This is a genomic window from Falsiroseomonas tokyonensis, assembly GCF_019024325.1.
Lineage (GTDB): Bacteria > Pseudomonadota > Alphaproteobacteria > Acetobacterales > Acetobacteraceae > Falsiroseomonas > Falsiroseomonas tokyonensis.
The window spans coordinates 94,685-112,903 of the sequence record NZ_JAFNJS010000011.1 but is presented as its reverse complement, the minus strand read 5'-3'; the positions used below and the strand labels follow the sequence as shown (position 1 = coordinate 112,903).

The following is an 18,219-nucleotide window of genomic DNA, read 5'->3' as shown; positions in this document are numbered from 1 at the left end:
TCAGTGGCTGAAGCGGTGCGTGCCACCATCCACATGCACCACCTGGCCGGTGATGTAGCGGGCGCGCGGGGAACACAGGAAGGTCACCAGCACGCCGAGGTCGTCCGGCTCTCCGATGAAGCCGACCGGCACTTCCTTCGCCGCCCATTCCTGGCGGGCTGCCTCGCTCGGCAGGATGCGGGCGTCGATCTGTTCGGAGCGAAGCCGCCCGGGCGGCACGGAATTCACCGTGATGCCATCCCGCCCGAGCTGGCGGGACAACGCCTTGGCCCAGATATGGACGGCGCCATTCGGGGCATTGGCGGCGTTGATGATGTGCGGCTCGTCGCTGCCGGTGATGTTGACGATGCGGCCGAATTTGTTGGCCTGCATGGCCGGGATGATGGCGTGCGCCATGCGGCGGCCGGCATGGAAGTTCAGCTCCATCGATTCCTGCCAGACCTCCTCCGGCCCCAGATCCGGCTGCGGGCGGCTGCCGCCGGCGTTGTTCACCAGGATGTCGCAGCGGCCGAAGCGGGCCAGCACGGCATCCCGCGTGCGTTCCGCCGCCGTCGGGTCCGTCACATCCTCGGGCAACAGCAGGGGTTCGGCGGAGGCGGGCAGGGTGGCGGCGAAATCCTCCAGCCGGTTCATGCGCCGGGCCAGCAGCGCCAGCTTGCAGCCTTCCTCCGCCAGCAGGCGGGCGATGCTGCGGCCGAGGCCGGCGGAGGCGCCGGTGACCAGGGCGACCTTGCCCGTCAGTTGCAGGTCCATGCGGGGCGACTCCATGCGTGTGGGGCGCAGGGTGCGTCCGGACCCGCACAAACGAAAGAGGCCGCCCATTGCGGAGCGGCCCCTTCCTGGATCCTCTGGCTTAGGGGCGTCAGCCGCCCTCTGCCATTGCCTTTTCCTTGCCGGACCGCAGGCCCGGCAGCAGCATCGCCAGCAGGGCGATGGCGGCGATGGCGAGCATCGAGGCGGAGATCGGCCGCTCGATGAACACCATCACGTCGCCGCGGGACAGCAGCATGGCGCGGCGGAGGTGTTCCTCCATCATCGGGCCGAGCACGAAGCCGATCAGCAGCGGCGCGCCTTCCAGCTTCAGCTTGGAGCAGAGATAGCCGAACAGGCCGAACAGAACCATCAGGTAGACGTCGAAGACGTTGTTGTTGATGGAGTAGATGCCGATGGCGCAGAACACCATGATCGCCGGGTAGAGGTGGCGATAGGGCACTTCCAGCAGCTTCACCCACATGCCGATCATCGGCAGGTTGATGACCAGCAGCATCAGGTTGCCGACCCACATGGAGCAGATCAGGCCCCAGAACAGGTCCGGCTGGGCTTCCACCATGCGAGGCCCCGGCTGGATGCCCTGGATGATCAGCGCGCCGACCATCAGCGCCATCACGGCATTGGCCGGGATGCCCAGCGTCAGCAGCGGGATGAAGCTGGACTGCGCCGCCGCATTGTTCGCGGCCTCGGGCCCGGCCACGCCCTCGATCGCCCCGGTGCCGAACAGGTGCCGGTTCTTCGAGACTTTCCGCTCCACCATGTAGGAGCCGAAAGCGGAGAGCGAGGCGCCGCCGCCCGGCAGGATTCCCAGCACGGTGCCCAGCACGGTGCCGCGCAGCACGGAGGGAACGGCGCGGCGGAACTCCTCCCGCGTCAGGTAAAGGCTGCCGACCTTGTTGGTCAGCACGTTGCGCGATTCGGGGCGTTCCAAGTTCAAGATGATCTCGGCGATGCCGAACATGCCCATGGCGATGGCGACGAAGCCGACGCCGTCGGAGAGTTCCGGCACGCCGAAGGTGAAGCGCTGCTGGCCGGTCTGCACGTCGGTGCCGACCAGGCCCAGGCCCACGCCCAGCACCACCATGCCGATGCCCTTGACGATGGAGCCCTGCGCCAGAACGGCGGAGATGATCAGGCCGAGGAACATCAGGGAGAAGTAGTCGGCGGGGCCGAAGGACAGGGCGACGGAGGTCAGCAGCGGGCCGGAGGCCGCGACCACCACCGTGGCGACGGAGCCGGCGAAGAAGCTGCCCAGTGCCGCGGTGCAGAGCGCCGCGCCGGCGCGGCCGTTGCGGGCCATCTTGTAGCCCTCGATCACCGTCACCACCGAACTGACCTCACCGGGCAGGTTCAGCAGGATGGCGGTGGTCGAGCCGCCGTACTGCGCGCCGTAGTAGATGCCGGCGAGCATGATGATGGCGGTGGTCGGCGACATGCCGAAGGTGATCGGCAGCAGCAGCGAGATGGTCGCCACCGGGCCGATGCCCGGCAGCACGCCGATGGCGGTGCCGATGAAGGCGCCCAGCAGCGCGAAGATCAGGTTCTCGAAGCTGAAGGCGACGCTGAACCCGAGGGCGAGGTTCGTGAAAAGGGTTTCCATGGATCGTTATCCCTCAGGGGCCGAAATAGGTCGGCCAGACCGGAATGCGGATATCCAGCCAGTAGATGAAGACCAGCCAGCACAGGGCGACGAGGAAGGCAGCCAGTCCTAGCACGCCGAGCGGCCTATGCGTTCGGTCGGCGAAGCTGGAGATGGCAATGGTCACCACCAGGCTCACGATCAGTCCGGCCTTCTCCAGGATCAGGCCGAAGACGCAGATGGCGGCCAGGATCAGGAACAACTCGCGCCAGGCCCAGCGTTCCAGCGGATCCGGCCCGTTGAACAGCGCCATGCCCAGCACGATCAGGCTGATGAAGAGGAGCAGGCCGAAGGCCAGCATGGGCATGTAGCCGGGGCCCATCCGCCGGGCGGTGCCCAGCGTGTGATCCAGGTTGAGCCACAAGCCCGCGACCGCGAAGGCCAGGAGTACCAGCCCCGCCGCCAGGTCTTTCGCGTTGATCTTCATCCGCACCTCGTTGCTGCCCGCCCCGCCGCGGGGACAAGTCTTGATGATCCACACCGGCGCCGCCGCCCTGGGGCCGCGGCGCCGCATTCTTGGCCGCCCCGCCACCGGCCCCAGGCCAGCGATCGGGTACGAAATTCGCCGGACACGACGAACCGCCGGCTTGCGCCGGCGGCCTGGTCCTTGCGAACCCTAGTCATCCGCGACGGCCTCGCCAACTGCGAGATGTCCGGACATTCCTCTAGAGCATTACAAAACGTTCATGATGCCGGCGTCGCACCCGAAGCGCGCACAACCGGCGCCCATCGTGCCACTTCCTCCGCCACGAAGGTGGTGAACTGGGCCGGGGTCATGTCGCCCGGCGTGCCGCCCAGCTCGGCGAAGCGCTGGCGGCTTTCCGGGCTGGCGATCACCGCCATGGTCTCCCGGTGCAGCCGCTCCACCACCGGCGCCGGCATGCCGGCGGGGCCGGAGAGCGCGAACCAGGAGGTGCTGGACAGATCGAAGCCCTGCTCGCGGAAGGTCGGCACATCCGGGAAGGCCGGGTGGCGCTGGGCGCTGCTGATGGCGATGGCGCGGACGCTGCCCTGGCGAATATGCGCGGCGGCGGAGGGCAGGCTGTCCGACATCATCGGCACCTGGCCCGCGATCACCGCCGTCATCGCCGGGCCGGCGCCGCGGAAGGGGATGTGGGTATGCTCGATGCCGGCGAGCTCCGAGAAGCGCACCAGCAGCAGGTGGTTGGAGGAGCCGGCGCCGGAGGAGGCCATGTCCAGCCCGCCCGGCTTCGCCTTCGCCGCCCGCACCAGATCCGCCAGATTCGCGATCTCGCTGCGCGGGTTCACCACCCAGACGGAGGGGTTGGTGATGACCATGGCGATATGGGTGAAGGACCGCACCGGGTCGTAGCGCAGATTGCCGTAGAGCGCCGGGCTGATGGCGTGGCTGGCGATATTGCTCATCACCAGGGTCTGGCCGTCCGGCGCCGCATCGGCCACCGTCTGGCTGCCCGTGGTGGCACCGGCGCCCGGGCGGTTCTCGACCACCACCGGCACGCCCAGCCGCTGGCCCAGCCCATCGGCCACCAGCCGCGCGGTGAGATCGGTGCTGCCACCAGGCGCGAAGGGAACGACGAGACGGATCGGGCCGGAGGGAAAGCCCTGCGCCCGCAGCGGGCGCGGCGCGGTGAGCAGCGAGGCACCAGCGATGAGGGTGCCGGCGGCAATGGCGCGGCGCGTCAATCGTCCCGTCATGGATATCCCCCCGAAAATCTTCGCGTGCCTATGACACGACAAATCTTGGCGTGCCTATCGCACGAGGTTTCCTGGCCCGGCAAGCCGGGTGCTTTGTGATGAAGACATCTTCACCTACCATGTCGCCACGAAAATTGCGTGGAGCGAGGGTGCATGCGCATCAATGATCCGGAGCGTCTGATCCGGGAAGAAGCCGCGCGGATCGCGCCTGGCTTGGTCGCGATCCGGCGAGACCTGCACGCGCATCCCGAACTGGCCTTCGAGGAGACACGCACCGCGGGCATCGTTGCCGCGGAACTCGCGCGTCTCGGCATTCCGCATCGCACCGGCGTCGGCGGCACCGGCGTGGTCGGCACCATCGAGGGCGGCCGCCCGGGCCCGACCCTGGCGATTCGCGCCGATATGGACGCGCTACCGATCCATGAGGAAACCGGTCTCGATTTCGCCAGCCGCAACAACGGGAAAATGCATGCCTGCGGGCATGACATCCATACCGCGACCCTGCTGGGCATTGCTTCGATCCTGAAGGATCTCGCGCCGCATCTCTCCGGCCGCGTGCGGCTGATCTTCCAGCCGGCCGAGGAAGTGCTGCAGGGCGCGGCCGCCATGATCGCCGATGGCGCGGCGGAGGAAATCGACATCGCGCTCGGCTTTCACAACCAGCCCGACCTGCCGGTCGGCCGCTTCGGCTTCGCGCGCGGCGCCTGCCTCGCCGCCTCCGATCGCTTCGACCTCGTCATCCGCGGCAAGTCCGGCCATGCCGCGCATCCCTATGCCGCCGTCGATCCCATCGTCGCCGCCAGCGCCTTCGTCGGCCAGGTGCAGACGGTGGTGAGCCGGGAGGTGAAGCCGCTGCATCCGGCCGTCGTCACCATCGGCGCCTTCCAGGGCGGCACCACCTACAACATCATTCCCGAACGCGTGCATCTGAAGGGTACGGTGCGCACGTTGCACGAGGCCGCGCGCAACACGGCCGAAGCCGCGATCCGCCGCCTGGCCGATGGCCTGCAGACATCGATGCGCGTGGCGTGTTCACTCGACTACCAGCGCATGGTGCCCCCGCTGGTGAACGAGGACCGGGTGATGGCGCCGGTGCTGGCCGCCGTGCGCGCGCAATTCGGCGAGGTGATCGACGAGGGCGAGGCCTCCATGGGCTCCGAGGACTTTTCCGAATTCGCCGCGCGCGCGCCGGCCTTCCATCTGCGCATCGGCAGCGGCGCGCCGGGGCGCGACGACCGTTTGCACAATGCCTTCTATCAGCCGGACGAGGCCTGCATCGGCAACGGCGTGCAGGCGCTGGCCCGCGCGACATGGGAGATCCTGGCATGAGGATCTGCGTCTATGGCGCCGGCGCGATCGGCGGCCATATCGCAGGGCGGCTGGCGCGCGGCGGGGCGGATGTTTCGCTGGTCGCGCGCGGCGCGCATCTCGCCGCCATCCAATCGAATGGCCTGACCGTGCAGGCGCATGACGGCACGCATCACAGCCGCCCGAAGGCGAGTGCTGATCCGCGCGAACTCGGGCCGCAGGATGCGGTGATCGTCACAGTGAAAGCGCCGGCGCTGCCCGATGTCGCAGCCAGCATCGCGCCCTTGCTGAAATCCGATACCGCCGTCGCCTTCGTCATGAACGGCATTCCCTGGTGGTATTTTCTCGGACACGCCGGCCCGCATCGCGACATGCGGCTGCCCGCCGTCGATCCCGGTGGCGCGCTGGAGAAGGCGGTGGGCCTGCCGCGCACCATCGGCGGCGTGGTCTACTCCGCGAGCGAGGTCGTCTCGCCCGGCGTCGTGCATTCCGAACACGGCAATATCCGCGTCATCCTCGGCGAACCCGATGGCCGCATCAGCGACCGTGCCAAGGCGATCTCCGCGGTGCTGGAGGCGGGCGGCATGCCGTCTCCGGTGACGCCGGAGATCCGGCTCGAGGTCTGGGCCAAGCTGCTAGGCAATCTCGGCAACGGTCCGATCTGCGTGCTGACGCGCCGCGGCGTGCGCGACAGTTTCGCGGACCCGCTGCTGCGGGACGCCGCGCGGCGCAGCGCGCAGGAGGCGCAGGCGATCGCGGCGGCCCTCGGCGTCACGCTGCCGGATTCGCATGTGGCGCGCGTGGCCGGCGCAAACATGGCGCACAAGCCCTCCATCCTGCAGGACCTCGAGCTCGGCCGGCCGATGGAGATCGAGAGCCTGTTCGCCACCCCGCTGCACCTGGCGCGGCTGACCGGCACGCCGACGCCGCAGCTCGACCTGCTGGTGGCGCTGGCAAAGCAGGCGGCGCGCGCCGCGGGGCTCTATCCCGAGATCACCTGACGCGGCATCTCGGTCTGGCCCAGCACCCATCCCTCCCAGCGGCGGATCCAGGGATCGTCCGGGATGTGGTCGGGCTGGGCGCCGTCCAGCACGGCGATCAGCGCGAGCAGGCCGAGCACGCAGTCCAGCCGGTCTTCACCCGCCGCATCGGCGCCAAAACCATCGGCGATGGCGGCGGCGAGCGCAGGGGAGGGTGTCACACGCAGCCGCGCCATGGCTGCCCGTAGCGCTTCGGCCATCGCCCGCCGCGGCGCCTGCACCCGCTTGCTGCCGGAAAGCTTGAGGCCCAGCTGGCGCAGCGCCTCCGCCGGATAGACCTCGGCCAGCGTGATACGCCCCGAGGCCAGCAGCCCGTGCAGCGGCCCCGCGAAGGGCCAGAGCGCGATCGGCGCGCCGGCGGCCAGCGCGGGCGCGATCCAGTCGCGCCAGGCGGCGATGGCGGCCTTGCCGGACTGGTTGGCGCCCAGCGTCCAGAAGACCGGCGCCCCCGCCGGGCGCAGCGCCGTCGCCCGGTCACAGAGGCGGGAGAGGGAGGCCGCGCCCGCCAGCCCCAGCGCCGCCGCATGCGCCGCCCGCGTCATCCCCTTGATGCCGCGCGCCGGGTAGAAGGGCCGCGCGGGCGAGACCTGGTCCAGCGTCGCGGCGACGCAGAAGAAGCCGGGGTCTTGCGCCAGCCCGGCCAGGAAGCTCGGAAAATCCGGCTCCGGCCGCGCCGCAGCCCAATCCCGCGGCACGCCGAGCGGCAGATCGAGCCCCAGCGCCACCGGCTGGCCGCTGGACAGCAACCGCGGCAGCAACTGCGCGGTATCGCCCACCGGCCGCGGTGCTTCCGCCCGCCAGCTTCCGCCCGCGCGTTCCGCCACGGCCATCCAGCGTTTCGCCGGCGCCAGGCTCCAATCCGCGTGGGCTGCGATCATCGTCCCGGTTTCGCTTCCATGGGCGCGCCTGCCTCATGCCATAATGGCGCAGGGCAGGGGAGAATTCGGGACAATGGAAGGGATCGGCGCGTCACCGCTACAGGCACCAGTCCGGGGGCAGGATGCGCTGCATCCGGACGGCCAGTATTCGCGCACGGCCAAGTGGTTCCACTGGCTGACGGTGCCGTTGCTTTTCGCCGCCTTGTCCACCGGCCTTGTCATCCGCTTCATGAAGGATGACGCCAAGATGCCCTTCTACGCGCTGCATGAAAGCCTCGGCCTGCTGATCCTGGGGCTGGCGGTGGCGCGGCTGGCCTGGCGCGGCATCAGCCCGCCGCCGGCCCTGCCGCCCCACATCCCGGAAGTGCAGCGCCGGGCGGCGGCGATGGTGCATCATGCGCTTTATGCCGCGCTGATCCTGCAGCCGGTTCTGGGCTTCCTGACCACCAATGCCTACGGCTTCCCGCTGCAGGGGCAGACCGCCTTCCTCGGCTTCATCGACCTGCCGAAGTTCATGGAAGCCGCGCCCGGCCTGGCGGGGGTGCTGCATTGGGGGCACAGCCTGCTGGGCTGGGCCTTTCCCCTGCTGCTCGCCGCCCATATCGGCGGGGCCATCTACCATCACGCGCTGCGCCGCGACGGCACGCTGCTGCGGATGTTGTGAGGCGCGCTACTTCAGCGGCTTGTGGGCGCGGTCCAGGATGCGGCCGAACCAGCCCTTCTTCTCCGGCTCCTTGGCCTTCGCGGCCTCGGCCAGCTTGGCGGCGGTATCCTCGGCACGGGCGCGCCTGGCCTTTTCGGCCAGCCACTTGTCGAGACTCATGCCAGCCTTGGCCGCGCGGCGCGCCTCATAGGCGCGCTGCGCCTCGGTCAGTTCCGGGGTCTTCAGGTCCTGCTTCTTCGCCATGGCGAGGTCTCTCCGTCCGCACCGTCAATGGCGCGGCGGGCGCCGCTTCGCAAGATGCCGCCATCCGGGCTGCGGCGATCCTGTAACCCCTGTTGTGGCGGCAGTAGGAAAAAGCAATGGCTGCCATTGTCGCCATGCCGTGGACGTTGCCGAAGCGCCAGCCTCATACTCGGGGCAGAAAATAACGGGGTGCCGAACATGCGGGTCATTTCAATGGCGGTCGTGGCTTTGCTTCCAATGCTGCCTCTCAGCGTGCAGGCGCAGGCCAATCCGCATCAGCTGGTCGTCTGCATCAACCAGCAGGGCGGCTATGTCGCGGATATCCAGCTGTTCAATGGCAGCCCGAATCTCACCCTGCCGATCGGCCGGCGGCATTGCCTCACCGAACCCGCGCCGACCTTCGGACGGAAAGCCATCACCTTCGTCGCCCGCGCCTTCAATGGCTTCGGCTATACGTGGATCTGCGCACCCAGCTACAGCATCACCCCGGGGAACAGCCGCAATGTCGAGGTCTATCTCGGCGGCACGACCTTCCACCCCTCCTGCTCCGGCCCGCCGAATTGAGCACGGGTGCACTCGCCCCGCCCGCCCGGGCTTGCGCACGCAAGGCCATCCGCCGAGTATCCGCGCATGGATCCAAAGGTAAAGGCCGGCATCTGGGTTTCGATGGCCCTGCGGCTGTCCGATATCGCCGGTCGCGCCGGCGCCGTGCTGCGCAAGGGCGACCCCGATAGCGGCGGCATTCTGTGCGTGCTGCGGGCGCGGGATGCGATGGTGGTGCTGTCCCAGGTCCGCGACGCGGAAGGCCGCCCGGCCTGGATGCGCGGCACCGGCACCGTGCCGGTGGACCAGCAGGCGGCCGATGCCTATGTCGAGCGCCAGGTGCGGCGCGACCCGGATCTCTGGGTGGTCGAATTCGACGCGCCCGACCTCAAGCCGCCCTTCGAGGCCAGGCTGATCTGAGTCCCTATTCGACCGTACCGAAGCAGCGGTCCCCGGCATCGCCGAGACCCGGCACGATGAAGCCGCGATGGTCCAGCTTCTCATCCAGCGCGGCGGTGTAGATCGGCACGTCCGGATGCGCGGCGGAAAGCCGCGCCACGCCCTCCGGCGCCGCCACCACGCAGACGAAGCGCAGGCTCGGCGCCCCGGCCTCCTTCACCCGCTGCACCGCCGCCACCGCGCTGCCGCCGGTGGCCAGCATCGGGTCGAACAGGATGGCGCCGCGCGAGCGCACCTCGGGCGGCATGCGCAGCATGTATTGGCTGGGCTTCAGCGTGTGCTCGTCCCGCACCAGGCCGACATGGCCGACGGGGGCCTCCGGCAGCACCTGCATGCCGCCCTCCATCAGCCCGAGGCCCGCGCGCAGCACCGCCACCAGCACCGGCTCGGGCGCCGCCAGAACCTGGTGATCCATCTCCATCAGCGGCGTGGTGATGCGGGCGGTGCGGCTGGGCAAGGCGCGCGTCGCCTCCAGCGTCAGGATGGCGCCGATCTCGGCCAGCAGCCGGCGAAAGCGGGGGGAGGGGGTGGCGGCATCGCGCAGCTCGGCCAGGCGATGGGCGAGCAGCGCGTGGTCAACGACATGCAGCTGGGTCATGGGAAGATCCGGAAGGAAAAGGCCATCAATCGAACAGGCGCACCGTATCGCCCAGCCGGATCATGCCCAGCCTGGCCGGCGCGGCATACATGCCAAGGCGGTTGTCGAAATGCTGCGCCACGCTGCGCAGCACGCGCGGGTCCCGCGCCGCGGTCTCCGGGCAGATGGTGACCATGGCGCAGCGCGGCGCGCCCTCCGCCAGCAGCAATTGCGCGCCATCGCCGAATTCCAGCACGCGGCCGGCCCATTCGGCATCCGGCGCCTCGCTCTCCACCAGGATGTTGATGCGGAAGCGGCGCGCATCCAGCGCCGCGCCATGCAGCGTCTCCAGCAGCGCCAGGCTGCGTGTGGTGATGACGGAAACCGGCATGGAATCGAAGACGCCGCGCCCGACATGCAGCAGCGCGGAAGGTTTGCCGGACTCCGTCGAAAGCCGGTCGGCCAGGGCAGCGTCCTTCAGGTCGAAGACCGCGCCATCCGGCGCCACCACCGCCACCGGCGAACGCCGCGGATCCTCCGGCTGCAGATAGCGCGGCTGGTAGCGGACCATCCCGGACAGCTCCCGCCCCGTCAGCCAGGGGAAGTGGCCGTGATGGCCCTGCTGCACGAAGCCGTATTCGCGGTCCCCCGCCAGGCCTCGCCATTGCAGTTCCATCGCCGGCATCGCCTCGCCGGCCATGGACTTCACCGGGAAGCGGGCGAGGCCCACCACCTTGCCGACCACACTGCTCATCGGGCTGCTCCCGCGCTGCCGGTGGGGGCCGGTTCCAGCCGCAGCTCGATCCGGCGGTTGCGCGCCATGGCCTCCGGCGTCTCGCTATCCTCCAGCGGCTGGGTATCGCCGAAGGCCACCGCGGCCACGCGATTGGCGGGCAGGCCGGACTCGATCAGCAGCCGCGCCACCGCAATCGCCCGCGCCGCCGACAATTCCCAGTTGCTGGCGAAGCGGCCGCCGGCGCGGATGGGGCTGCGATCGGCATGGCCATCGACGCGCAGGATCCAGCCCAGGTCGCGCGGGAACTGCCGCGCCAGGTCCAGCAGCACCTGGCCGATATCGCGAATCTGCTGCTGCCCGGCCGGCGACATCTCCGCCGAGCCGACCGGGAACAGCACCTCCGACTGGAAGACGAAGCGGTCCCCGACGATCCGCACCTCCGGCCGATCGCCCAGCACCTGGCGCAGCCGGCCGAAGAAGTCGGAGCGGTAGCGCTGCAACTCCTCCACCCGCGCCGCCAAAGCCACATTCAGCCGCTGGCCGAGGGCGACGATCTGCGCATCCTTGTCGCGCCCCGAATCCTCCGCTGCCTCCAGCGCCGCGGCGACGCGGGCCAACTCGCTGCGCAGCGCCTCCAACTGCCGGGTCAGCAGCGCCACCTGCACGCGGGCGCTTTCGGAGAGCCGGCCATATTCGCCGGCCTGGGCCTCCGCCGCCGCGCGCCGGCGCTCCTCCTCCGCCGCCCGGCGCCCGGCCTCGCTCGCCAATTGCGCGGCCGCGGCACGGCCCTGCTCGGCCTGGGCGGCGCGGGCATTGGCCTGGCCCAGCAGCTCCAGCGCCTCCCGCCGCGCCGCATCCGCCGCCGCCCGCTGCTGCGCCTCGTCCCCCGCCCGCGCCAGGGCCTGCTCCGCCTGACGCTCCAGCTGCGCGCGCAGGGCCTCCAGCCCCTGGATCTGCGTGGTCAGCCGGGCGATGTCGGACAGCCGCGCCTGGATCGTCGCGCGATCCGCCGTCACCGTCTGGTCCAGCCGCGCCGCCTCCGCCCGCAGCGCCGCCACGTCGCGCCGCGCCGCCTCCAGGCTCGCCCGTGCCTCCGCAAGCTGCGCGGCCAGCGCCTCGGCCTCCCGCTGCCGCGCCGCCAGATCCTGCTGCGCGGCACGCCCCGCCGCACGCTCCGCCGCCAGGTCGCGGTTCAGCGCCTGCGCGTCTCGCTGCGCCGCCTGAAGGCTGGTCCGCGCCGCCGACAGCTCCCGCGCCAGCCCCTCCGCCTCACGCCGCCGCGCCTCCAGCTGCTGCGCCGTCAGCGCCCGCAACTCCACCAGCTCCCGCTCCGTCGCCGCGCGCGCCGCCTGCGTCTCCGCCAGGCCCCGCTCGGCCGCGCCACGCGCCTGCTGCTCTCCGGCCAGATCGCGGCCCAGGGCCTGCACCTCGCCCCGCGCCACCTCCAGGTCCCGCCGTACCGCCTCCAGCGCCGCACGCTCCGCCGCCAGCAGGCGCTGCGCATCGGTCAGCGTGCGCACCGTGCGCGCGGTATCCCCGCCCGCCGCCTCGGCCCGCGCCTGCGCCTCCGCCAGCCGCCCCTCCAGCTCCGCGATCCGCGCCGAGCCGTCCCGCGCCGACAACTCCAGATCCGCCAGCCGGGCCGAAAGCCGGGACCGCTCGGCCCGCGCGGCATCCCGCTCCCCCACCAGCCGATCCCGCTCCTCCCGCAACCCCGACAAACCCGCCAAGGCCGAATCCCGCGCCGCAATCGCCGTCCGCAACTCGTCACTCACCCGACCCAGCGAAGCCCGCAACTCCTCCGCCTGGCCGCGCTCCAGCGACAACAACTCCGACAACTCACTGACCTGCCGGTTCAACCGATCCAAAGCCCTGTCCCGCGACGACAAGGCGACCGACAAAAACCCCTGCCCCAGGACAAACACCAACAGGACGAAAATGATGACCATGAGCAGGGTGGACAACGCATCCACATACCCCGGCCAAGCATCCAATCCCCCCCCACCCCGTCGCCTGCGCCCCCCGATCGCCATGGCGCTAGGACCGTCGCGGTGAGGGGGAGAGGTGGTGCTGGGTGGTTCGCAGGGAGGGCGCTGCCCTCCCTGCACCCTCCCGCGAAGGGGCAGTGGCCCCTTCGAACCCAGGGATGAGGGGCAGGAGGGAGGAGGGGCTCAGCGGGCGCGCGGATGGTGCGGGACCGCCGGCCCCTCCTCCCTCCTGCCCCTTAACGGGATTCCAAAGGGACCACTGTCCCTTTGGCGGGGGTGCAGGGGGCAGCGCCCCCTGCAAGTAACCCGCGCCAACCTCCCCCCTCATCGCGGCGGTTCTTCCGCCAGGGCGGCGATGGTGCGGGCGAGGATTTTGATTTCGTTGCGGATTTCGGTGGTGGCTTGCATGCGGCCTTGGGTCATCTCTTCCAGGATGCGGGCGAGGTAGAGTTCCTGGTTGCGGATGTGGCCGCGGGAGGCGTCGTCGAGGGCGCCTTGGGCGTTGGTCTCGGCCAGGCGGTTCAGTGTGGGGGCGAGCTGGGCCTGGTTTTCGGCCATGCGGGTCATCAGGACCTGGGAGGCGCGCATCTGGTCGGCGAGGATGGAGAGGCGTTCGGTGAGGGTCATCAGCGCCTGGTTGGCCTGGGCGCGGCCTTCCTCCCCGCGGCTGATGGCGCGCTGGAGTTCTTCCATGTTCTCGGCGGATTGTTCGAGCAGGGCCTGGACATAGGCCGGCATGGAGCCTTCGCCGTCGCCGCCGAGCGCGCCGGACGACAGGCGCGTGGCGCTGGCGAGCCAGTCCTCGAGTTCGGAGTAGAAGCGGTTCTGCGCCTGCCCGGCGGTGAGGTCGAGGAAGCCCAGCACCAGGGCGCCGGCCAGGCCGAGCATGGAGGAGGAGAAGGCGATGGACATGCCGCGCAGCGGCTGCGCCAGGCCGGTCTTCAGCTGGTTGAACAGGGCGTTGATGTCGCCGGAGCCCACGGACATGCCGCCGATCACGTCGGAGACTGCGCTGATGGTCATCAGCAGCCCCCAGAAGGTGCCAAGCAAGCCGAGGAAGATCAGCAGCCCGGTGCCGTAGCGCGAGAGTTCGCGGCTTTCGTCGAGGCGGGAGGAGATGCCGTCCAGCACGCTGCGCATCGCCATGGCCGAGAGCGAGAGGCGTTCGGAGCGGCGGCCGGCGAGCATGCTGGCCATGGCGGCGAGCAGGCGGGGCGGCTTGCGGGAGGGGGCGCCGGGGACCGGGTTGCGGAAGGCTTCCAGCCATTCGACTTCGGCGGTCAGCACCAGCACCTGGCGGATGTTCCAGGCGATGCCGAGCAGCAGCACCACGGCGATGACGCCGTTCAGCATCGGGTTGGCGGCGAAGGCGGTGGTGAGTTCGCCGGCGAGCAGCCCGACCAGCACCGCGACCGCCGCGAGGAAGGCGAGCATGCGCCAGAGGTAGGCGGTCGGGCTGGTCATGCGTCTACCTGGTGTTCCGGGGCAGGCCCGGGGGGAGGATGTCCGCGGCATCCGCGGGCGGGTCCAGCAGGCCGAGGCTGCGGAGGTCGATGCGCGTCGGCTCCACGCCCGCTTCCACCAGCGCGTCTCGCACCGCGCGGGCGCGGGCGAGGGAGAGGCGGCGGGCGATGGAGGCGTCGTCGGCCGGGCCGCTGGCCTGGGCGGTGATGGTGATGCGCCCGCGATCCAGCGCGGCGAGGTGCGGGGCGAGGCTTGCGATGGTCTGGCGGGCGGTGGCGTCCAGCGTCGCCTCGCCGCGCGCGAAGCCGAGCCGCCAGCCGCCGTCCGGGCTTTCGGGCAGCGGCTGGCCCGCCGCCAAGGGGGCCACCAGGGGGCTGGCGAGCGGCAGCAGCAGGGCGGCGAGGAGGGTGCGGCGCATCATTCTGCCGCGGAGGCTAAAGCAATCGCCCCGCGGTGGGAATCATCCGATCCAGGTTTTGGCCCTGGTTTCAATATCTTCTCACGGACCCCGCCGGTTCAGCCGGCGGCGGCGGCGCGATGCGCCTGGGCGGCGGCGATGCCTTCCGCCACCACTTCCCGCAGCTTCGGGTGCAGCGCCTGGTTGCCGCAGACCACGTCGCCGGTCTCGTAATGGGTTTCGCCGCCGGCGGGGTCGGAGAGGAAGCCGCCGGCCTCCTTCACGATGACCAGGCCGGCCGCGATGTCCCACTTGTTCAGGCCGAGCTCCCAGAAGCCGTCATAGCGGCCGGCCGCGACCCAGGCGAGGTCCAGCGCCGCGGCGCCGAAGCGGCGGACGCCCGCCACCTGCGGCATCAGGCGCGCCAGGGTCGCGCTGAATTCGGCCTTGCGGGTGATCTTGCCGAAGGGGATGCCGGTGGCGAACAGGGCGCTGCCCATGTCGCGGCGGGCGGAGACGCGCAGGCGCTTGTCGTTGAGGAAGGCGCCCATGCCCTTCTCGGCCCAGAACATCTCGTTGCCGGCGGGGTTGTAGATGCAGCCGGCCATGAGTTCGGAGGTGTTTTCGCCGGTGCGCTTCTCGACGCCGACCGAGATCGCCCAGTGCGGGATGCCGTGCAGGAAGTTGGTGGTGCCGTCGAGCGGGTCGACCACCCAGCGCCATTCCCAGTCGTCATTGCCGGACTGGCCGGACTCCTCCATCAGGAAGCCCCAGCCGGGGCGGCCGCGGGACAGTTCCTCGCGCAGCGTCTGTTCGGCGCGCAGGTCCGCCTGGCTGACGAAATCGCCGGCGCCCTTGGCGGTGACCTGCAGGGATTCGACATCGGCGAAGTCCCGCAGCAGGCGGCGGGCCGCCTTCTGCATCGCGGCCTGGAGGACCGACATGGCGGGGGAGAGGCGGGGCGAGACGGCCATGGGGGCAGCGATTCCGGAATGAATGAGCAGGTCTTGGGAGGCCCCCCAGAGCCCTCTCCCCCTGCTTGGGGGGAGAGGGTCGCGCAGGCTCGGCGCGCAGCGCCTAGCCGAAGCGGGTGAGGGGGGCTTCCGGGAGCAGGTTAGGCTTTGGTCTTAGCTCTTGGCGCGTTCGTAGTACGAACCGTCTTCCGTCTTCACCACGATCTTCTCGCCGACGGTGATGAAGGGCGGCACCATGGTCTTCACGCCGTTGGACAGCACGGCGGGCTTGTAGCTGCTGGTGGCGGTCTGGCCCTTCACGACGGGGTCGGCCTCGACCACTTCCAGCGTCACCTGCTCGGGCAGCGTCATGGCGACGGGCTCGCCCTCGATCAGGCGCACGCCGACGGTCATGTTCTCGACCAGGAAGGGCAGGCGCTCGCCGAGGATATCCTTCGGCACCTGGGTCTGCTCGTAGGTCTCCGGGTCCATCAGGACGATCATGTCGCCCTCGGCGTAGGAGAAGGTGAACTCCTTGTCCTCGGTCTGCAGACGCTCGACCGTATCCGCGGTGCGCCAGCGCTGGTCCTTCTTGGCGCCGGTCTTGATGTTCCGCATGTCCACCTGGATGATCGCGTTGCCCTTGCCCGGGATCATGATGTTCTGGCGGATGATGGTGTAGCGCTGGCCCTCGAACTCGATGACCATGCCGGCACGCATCTGGTTGGCCTGCATCTTCGCCATGGTGGGGTAGTCCTGAATGAGCGGTGGGAATGTGGGGCGCGGATACAACGGCGGGCGGCCAGGGGCAACCTTCAGCAGGCGATGCGTCAGCCTCGCCTTACCCGTCGCCCACCGTGCTGCGCCTTCAGGTCGAGACTGATCGGTACATCGCCGCTCTGTATCAGCACCTTATCAAGATCGACCGGGAGTAGTCCGATTTCAGCCGCCAGTTCTGATGGACGCAACGCCCGGACCTTAAGTACTCGCTGAAGCGTCCGGTTTTTATTGCGAAGCGCGTTGATAATCTTAAAATCCGTCGTGAGGAAATATTCGATGCCATGGACTTGCGCGCTGTGAACATGCCAGGCGTCCAAAGTGTGATGGCTGCCTAACTGCGCCACCAGCGTTTTAAACGGTTCGTCAGAAATGTGTTTGAGCCACTCCTGGTGCTTTTGTTTAGTGCTGAATTGTTCCGTTATATCGCAGCCGAGTCGATGAATATCATGCAGTTGCTCATTAAATGGGGTGAATTTATACTTTACTGCTCGATCATAAATTCCATAGCCCATATAGCGGCCTGCGGTTTGGCGCCACTGCTCACTGCGGAGTTCACGTGACTGATGAAGGATAAGAAGATCGAGCTGGGAGAGCAGCGCTATGCCATCCAGAAAACGCAATTCCTGTCCAATTGCCGTGTCTTTGTCCGCAAACTTTCGCGGAACTCTAAATGTCTTGACTCCATCAACCTGTAGCGGACCCCAAGGAATAGTCGACTTGACCGACACCGTGACGTGAGTCACCGAATGCGCGAGTACAGAGTTGTCGACCAGCAGCCGAAGCGGTCCGTTGGCTGTCAGCTGCGCCTTTGCAGCAGCGACGCTACGACTGATCTCGTTCAGGGTTGCTCATCCGCCATATGGGTTGTGTAAGGTCAATGTGATCGACAAATTGAACGCTTTCGGCCATGCAGCCGTAAGCGCTGCCAACTGCTCGACTTTGGGGCGTTGGTCGTGAGGGACACTTGATCGTTGGGGTTGTCACGGACCCCTCGTCACATTTGATGCGCACATGTGGTCATTCGATGCGGCATTCCAAGCATTTTCACGATAAGGCAGCGGCATCCGCCCAGCCAGGCCCAATCGGTGCCTTCCCCCCGCCATTCGGCCGTTCCTGCACATAGGTCGGCCAGGCCAGCCCCGTCACCCGGAAGCGCAGTTCCGACAGTATCGCCCGCCCTTCCTCCGGCGGCACCGCGAAGCGCGCGGTGCCCGGCGCCGGGTCCAGCTGGTGCAGATAATAAGGTTTCACCCGCCCCCGCAGCATCGCCCGGAACAGCTCTTCCAGCGCCGCGGCGGAATCATTCACCCCGCGCAGCAGCACGCTCTGCCCCATCAGCACCACCCCGGCCCCGGTCAGCCGCCGAAGCGCCGCCATGGCCTCCGCCGTGAACTCCCGCGCATGATTGGCGTGCACGCACAGATACAGCGGCTTCTCAACCGTCAGCGCCGCCGCCAGCGCCGCATTAACCCGCCCGGGATCGGCCACCGGCACCCGCGAGTGGATCCGCAAAATCTCGATATGCGGAATGGCGGAAAGCCGCTCCAGCAGCCAGGACAGCCGGCGCGGGCTCAGCATCAGCGGGTCGCCGCCGGTCAGGATCACCTCCCGCACCTGCGGGGTCCGCGCGAACCAGGCGATCGCGGCTTCCAGCTGTTCCGTCGTCAGCAGCCCGCCATCCGGCCCCACCACCTCCCGCCGGAAGCAGAAGCGGCAATAGACCGGGCAGGCCAGCAGCGGCTTCAGTAGCGCGCGGTCGGGGTAGCGATGCACCACGCCGGGCACCGGGGTGAAGGGCGCATCCGCCGTCGGGTCCTCGATCTCATGCGGCGCGGTCCGCAACTCCGCCGGATCCGGGATGTATTGCGCGGCGATCGGGTCGCGCGGATCGGCGGGGTCGATCAGCGCCGCCATGGCCGGCGTCACCGCGATGGCATAGCGCGCCTGCACCGCCTCGATGCCGGCAAAATCGGCCTCCGGGCGCAGCAGCCCGGCCTCGGCCAGGCTGGCGGCGTCGCGGAGGGTGCGGGAATGGTTTCGGGGCGCGGCGGGATGGGGCATGGTCCGCGCTGCTAAACCCCAACCCCACCGCATCAACAAGG

Annotated in this window: 20 protein-coding genes; 5 read left to right on the top strand and 15 right to left on the bottom strand. The window is 69.3% G+C overall.

The features are described from left to right. From J3S20_RS26295 to J3S20_RS26280, 4 genes are all read right to left on the bottom strand, one after another. Positions 1 to 753 carry an SDR family NAD(P)-dependent oxidoreductase gene (locus J3S20_RS26295; RefSeq protein ID WP_216839901.1) on the bottom strand — a complete coding sequence of 251 codons (753 nt, stop codon included), beginning with the start codon at positions 751 to 753 and terminating at the stop codon, positions 1 to 3. Between the two features lie 109 nt (positions 754 to 862). Beyond that, positions 863 to 2,371: a tripartite tricarboxylate transporter permease gene (locus J3S20_RS26290; RefSeq protein WP_216839900.1), complete on the bottom strand. Its 1,509-nt coding sequence runs from the start codon at positions 2,369 to 2,371 to the stop codon at positions 863 to 865. A 13-nt stretch (positions 2,372 to 2,384) separates the two neighbouring features. Next, positions 2,385 to 2,924, bottom strand: coding sequence for a tripartite tricarboxylate transporter TctB family protein (locus tag J3S20_RS26285; RefSeq protein WP_246603292.1), 540 nt, complete (start codon positions 2,922 to 2,924; stop codon positions 2,385 to 2,387). Between the two features lie 170 nt (positions 2,925 to 3,094). Beyond that, a complete protein-coding gene (locus J3S20_RS26280) occupies positions 3,095 to 4,087 on the bottom strand; it encodes a Bug family tripartite tricarboxylate transporter substrate binding protein (RefSeq protein WP_216839899.1) in 993 nt (330 codons plus the stop codon). Between the two features lie 153 nt (positions 4,088 to 4,240). On the opposite strand from J3S20_RS26280, the gene J3S20_RS26275 reads away from it, so the two are divergent. Beyond that, positions 4,241 to 5,416, top strand: coding sequence for a M20 metallopeptidase family protein (locus J3S20_RS26275; RefSeq protein ID WP_216839898.1), 1,176 nt, complete (start codon positions 4,241 to 4,243; stop codon positions 5,414 to 5,416). Next, positions 5,413 to 6,396, top strand: a complete 984-nt coding sequence (locus tag J3S20_RS26270) for a ketopantoate reductase family protein (RefSeq protein ID WP_216839897.1) — start codon at positions 5,413 to 5,415, stop codon at positions 6,394 to 6,396. Before J3S20_RS26275 ends, J3S20_RS26270 begins: the two co-directional genes overlap by 4 nt. Here the strand turns inward: J3S20_RS26270 and J3S20_RS26265 are convergent. Further along, the gene (locus tag J3S20_RS26265) at positions 6,378 to 7,313 is read right to left on the bottom strand and encodes a DUF429 domain-containing protein (protein WP_216839895.1); all 936 of its coding nucleotides are present in this window, start codon (positions 7,311 to 7,313) and stop codon (positions 6,378 to 6,380) included. The two genes, J3S20_RS26270 and J3S20_RS26265, sit on opposite strands and share 19 nt — an antisense overlap. A gap of 73 nt (positions 7,314 to 7,386) precedes the next feature. Between J3S20_RS26265 and J3S20_RS26260 the strand changes: the two genes are divergently transcribed. Next, entirely contained in the window at positions 7,387 to 7,977 is a 591-nt protein-coding gene (locus J3S20_RS26260; protein WP_216839894.1) for a cytochrome b, read from the top strand. 6 nt (positions 7,978 to 7,983) lie between these two features. Here J3S20_RS26260 and J3S20_RS26255 read toward each other — a convergent pair whose 3' ends face one another. Next, complete coding sequence (locus tag J3S20_RS26255; protein WP_216839893.1) at positions 7,984 to 8,220, bottom strand: hypothetical protein; 237 nt, start codon at positions 8,218 to 8,220, stop codon at positions 7,984 to 7,986. A 237-nt stretch (positions 8,221 to 8,457) separates the two neighbouring features. Here J3S20_RS26255 and J3S20_RS26250 point away from each other — a divergent pair, with 237 nt between their 5' ends. Together J3S20_RS26250 and J3S20_RS26245 are read left to right on the top strand one after the other, a co-directional pair. Next, complete coding sequence (locus J3S20_RS26250; RefSeq protein ID WP_216839892.1) at positions 8,458 to 8,784, top strand: hypothetical protein; 327 nt, start codon at positions 8,458 to 8,460, stop codon at positions 8,782 to 8,784. A gap of 66 nt (positions 8,785 to 8,850) precedes the next feature. After that, complete coding sequence (locus tag J3S20_RS26245) at positions 8,851 to 9,183, top strand: DUF1491 family protein (RefSeq protein WP_216839891.1); 333 nt, start codon at positions 8,851 to 8,853, stop codon at positions 9,181 to 9,183. A 4-nt stretch (positions 9,184 to 9,187) separates the two neighbouring features. Here the strand turns inward: J3S20_RS26245 and upp are convergent, their stop codons facing one another. From upp to J3S20_RS26200, 9 genes are all read right to left on the bottom strand, one after another. Continuing rightward, positions 9,188 to 9,820, bottom strand: coding sequence for a uracil phosphoribosyltransferase (gene upp, locus J3S20_RS26240; RefSeq protein ID WP_216839890.1), 633 nt, complete (start codon positions 9,818 to 9,820; stop codon positions 9,188 to 9,190). Positions 9,821 to 9,845: 25 nt separating this feature from the next. Further along, on the bottom strand, positions 9,846 to 10,553 hold the full coding sequence (locus J3S20_RS26235; RefSeq protein ID WP_216839889.1) for an MOSC domain-containing protein: 708 nt from the start codon (positions 10,551 to 10,553) through the stop codon (positions 9,846 to 9,848). After that, the gene (locus J3S20_RS26230; RefSeq protein WP_216839888.1) at positions 10,550 to 12,403 is read right to left on the bottom strand and encodes a peptidoglycan -binding protein; all 1,854 of its coding nucleotides are present in this window, start codon (positions 12,401 to 12,403) and stop codon (positions 10,550 to 10,552) included. Before J3S20_RS26230 ends, J3S20_RS26235 begins: the two co-directional genes overlap by 4 nt. 444 nt (positions 12,404 to 12,847) lie before the next feature. Next, entirely contained in the window at positions 12,848 to 13,987 is a 1,140-nt protein-coding gene (locus tag J3S20_RS26225) for a flagellar motor protein MotA (RefSeq protein ID WP_216839885.1), read from the bottom strand. 4 nt (positions 13,988 to 13,991) lie between these two features. Beyond that, positions 13,992 to 14,408, bottom strand: coding sequence for an OmpA family protein (locus J3S20_RS26220; RefSeq protein WP_216839884.1), 417 nt, complete (start codon positions 14,406 to 14,408; stop codon positions 13,992 to 13,994). Between the two features lie 95 nt (positions 14,409 to 14,503). Further along, on the bottom strand, positions 14,504 to 15,358 hold the full coding sequence (locus tag J3S20_RS26215; protein WP_216839883.1) for an inositol monophosphatase family protein: 855 nt from the start codon (positions 15,356 to 15,358) through the stop codon (positions 14,504 to 14,506). 153 nt (positions 15,359 to 15,511) lie between these two features. Then, positions 15,512 to 16,081: an elongation factor P gene (gene efp / locus J3S20_RS26210; protein ID WP_216839882.1), complete on the bottom strand. Its 570-nt coding sequence runs from the start codon at positions 16,079 to 16,081 to the stop codon at positions 15,512 to 15,514. 86 nt (positions 16,082 to 16,167) lie between these two features. Next, positions 16,168 to 16,860 carry a hypothetical protein gene (locus tag J3S20_RS26205; protein WP_216839881.1) on the bottom strand — a complete coding sequence of 231 codons (693 nt, stop codon included), beginning with the start codon at positions 16,858 to 16,860 and terminating at the stop codon, positions 16,168 to 16,170. A 301-nt stretch (positions 16,861 to 17,161) separates the two neighbouring features. Then, complete coding sequence (locus J3S20_RS26200; protein ID WP_216839880.1) at positions 17,162 to 18,178, bottom strand: lysine-2,3-aminomutase-like protein; 1,017 nt, start codon at positions 18,176 to 18,178, stop codon at positions 17,162 to 17,164. Positions 18,179 to 18,219: the final 41 nt, after the last annotated feature.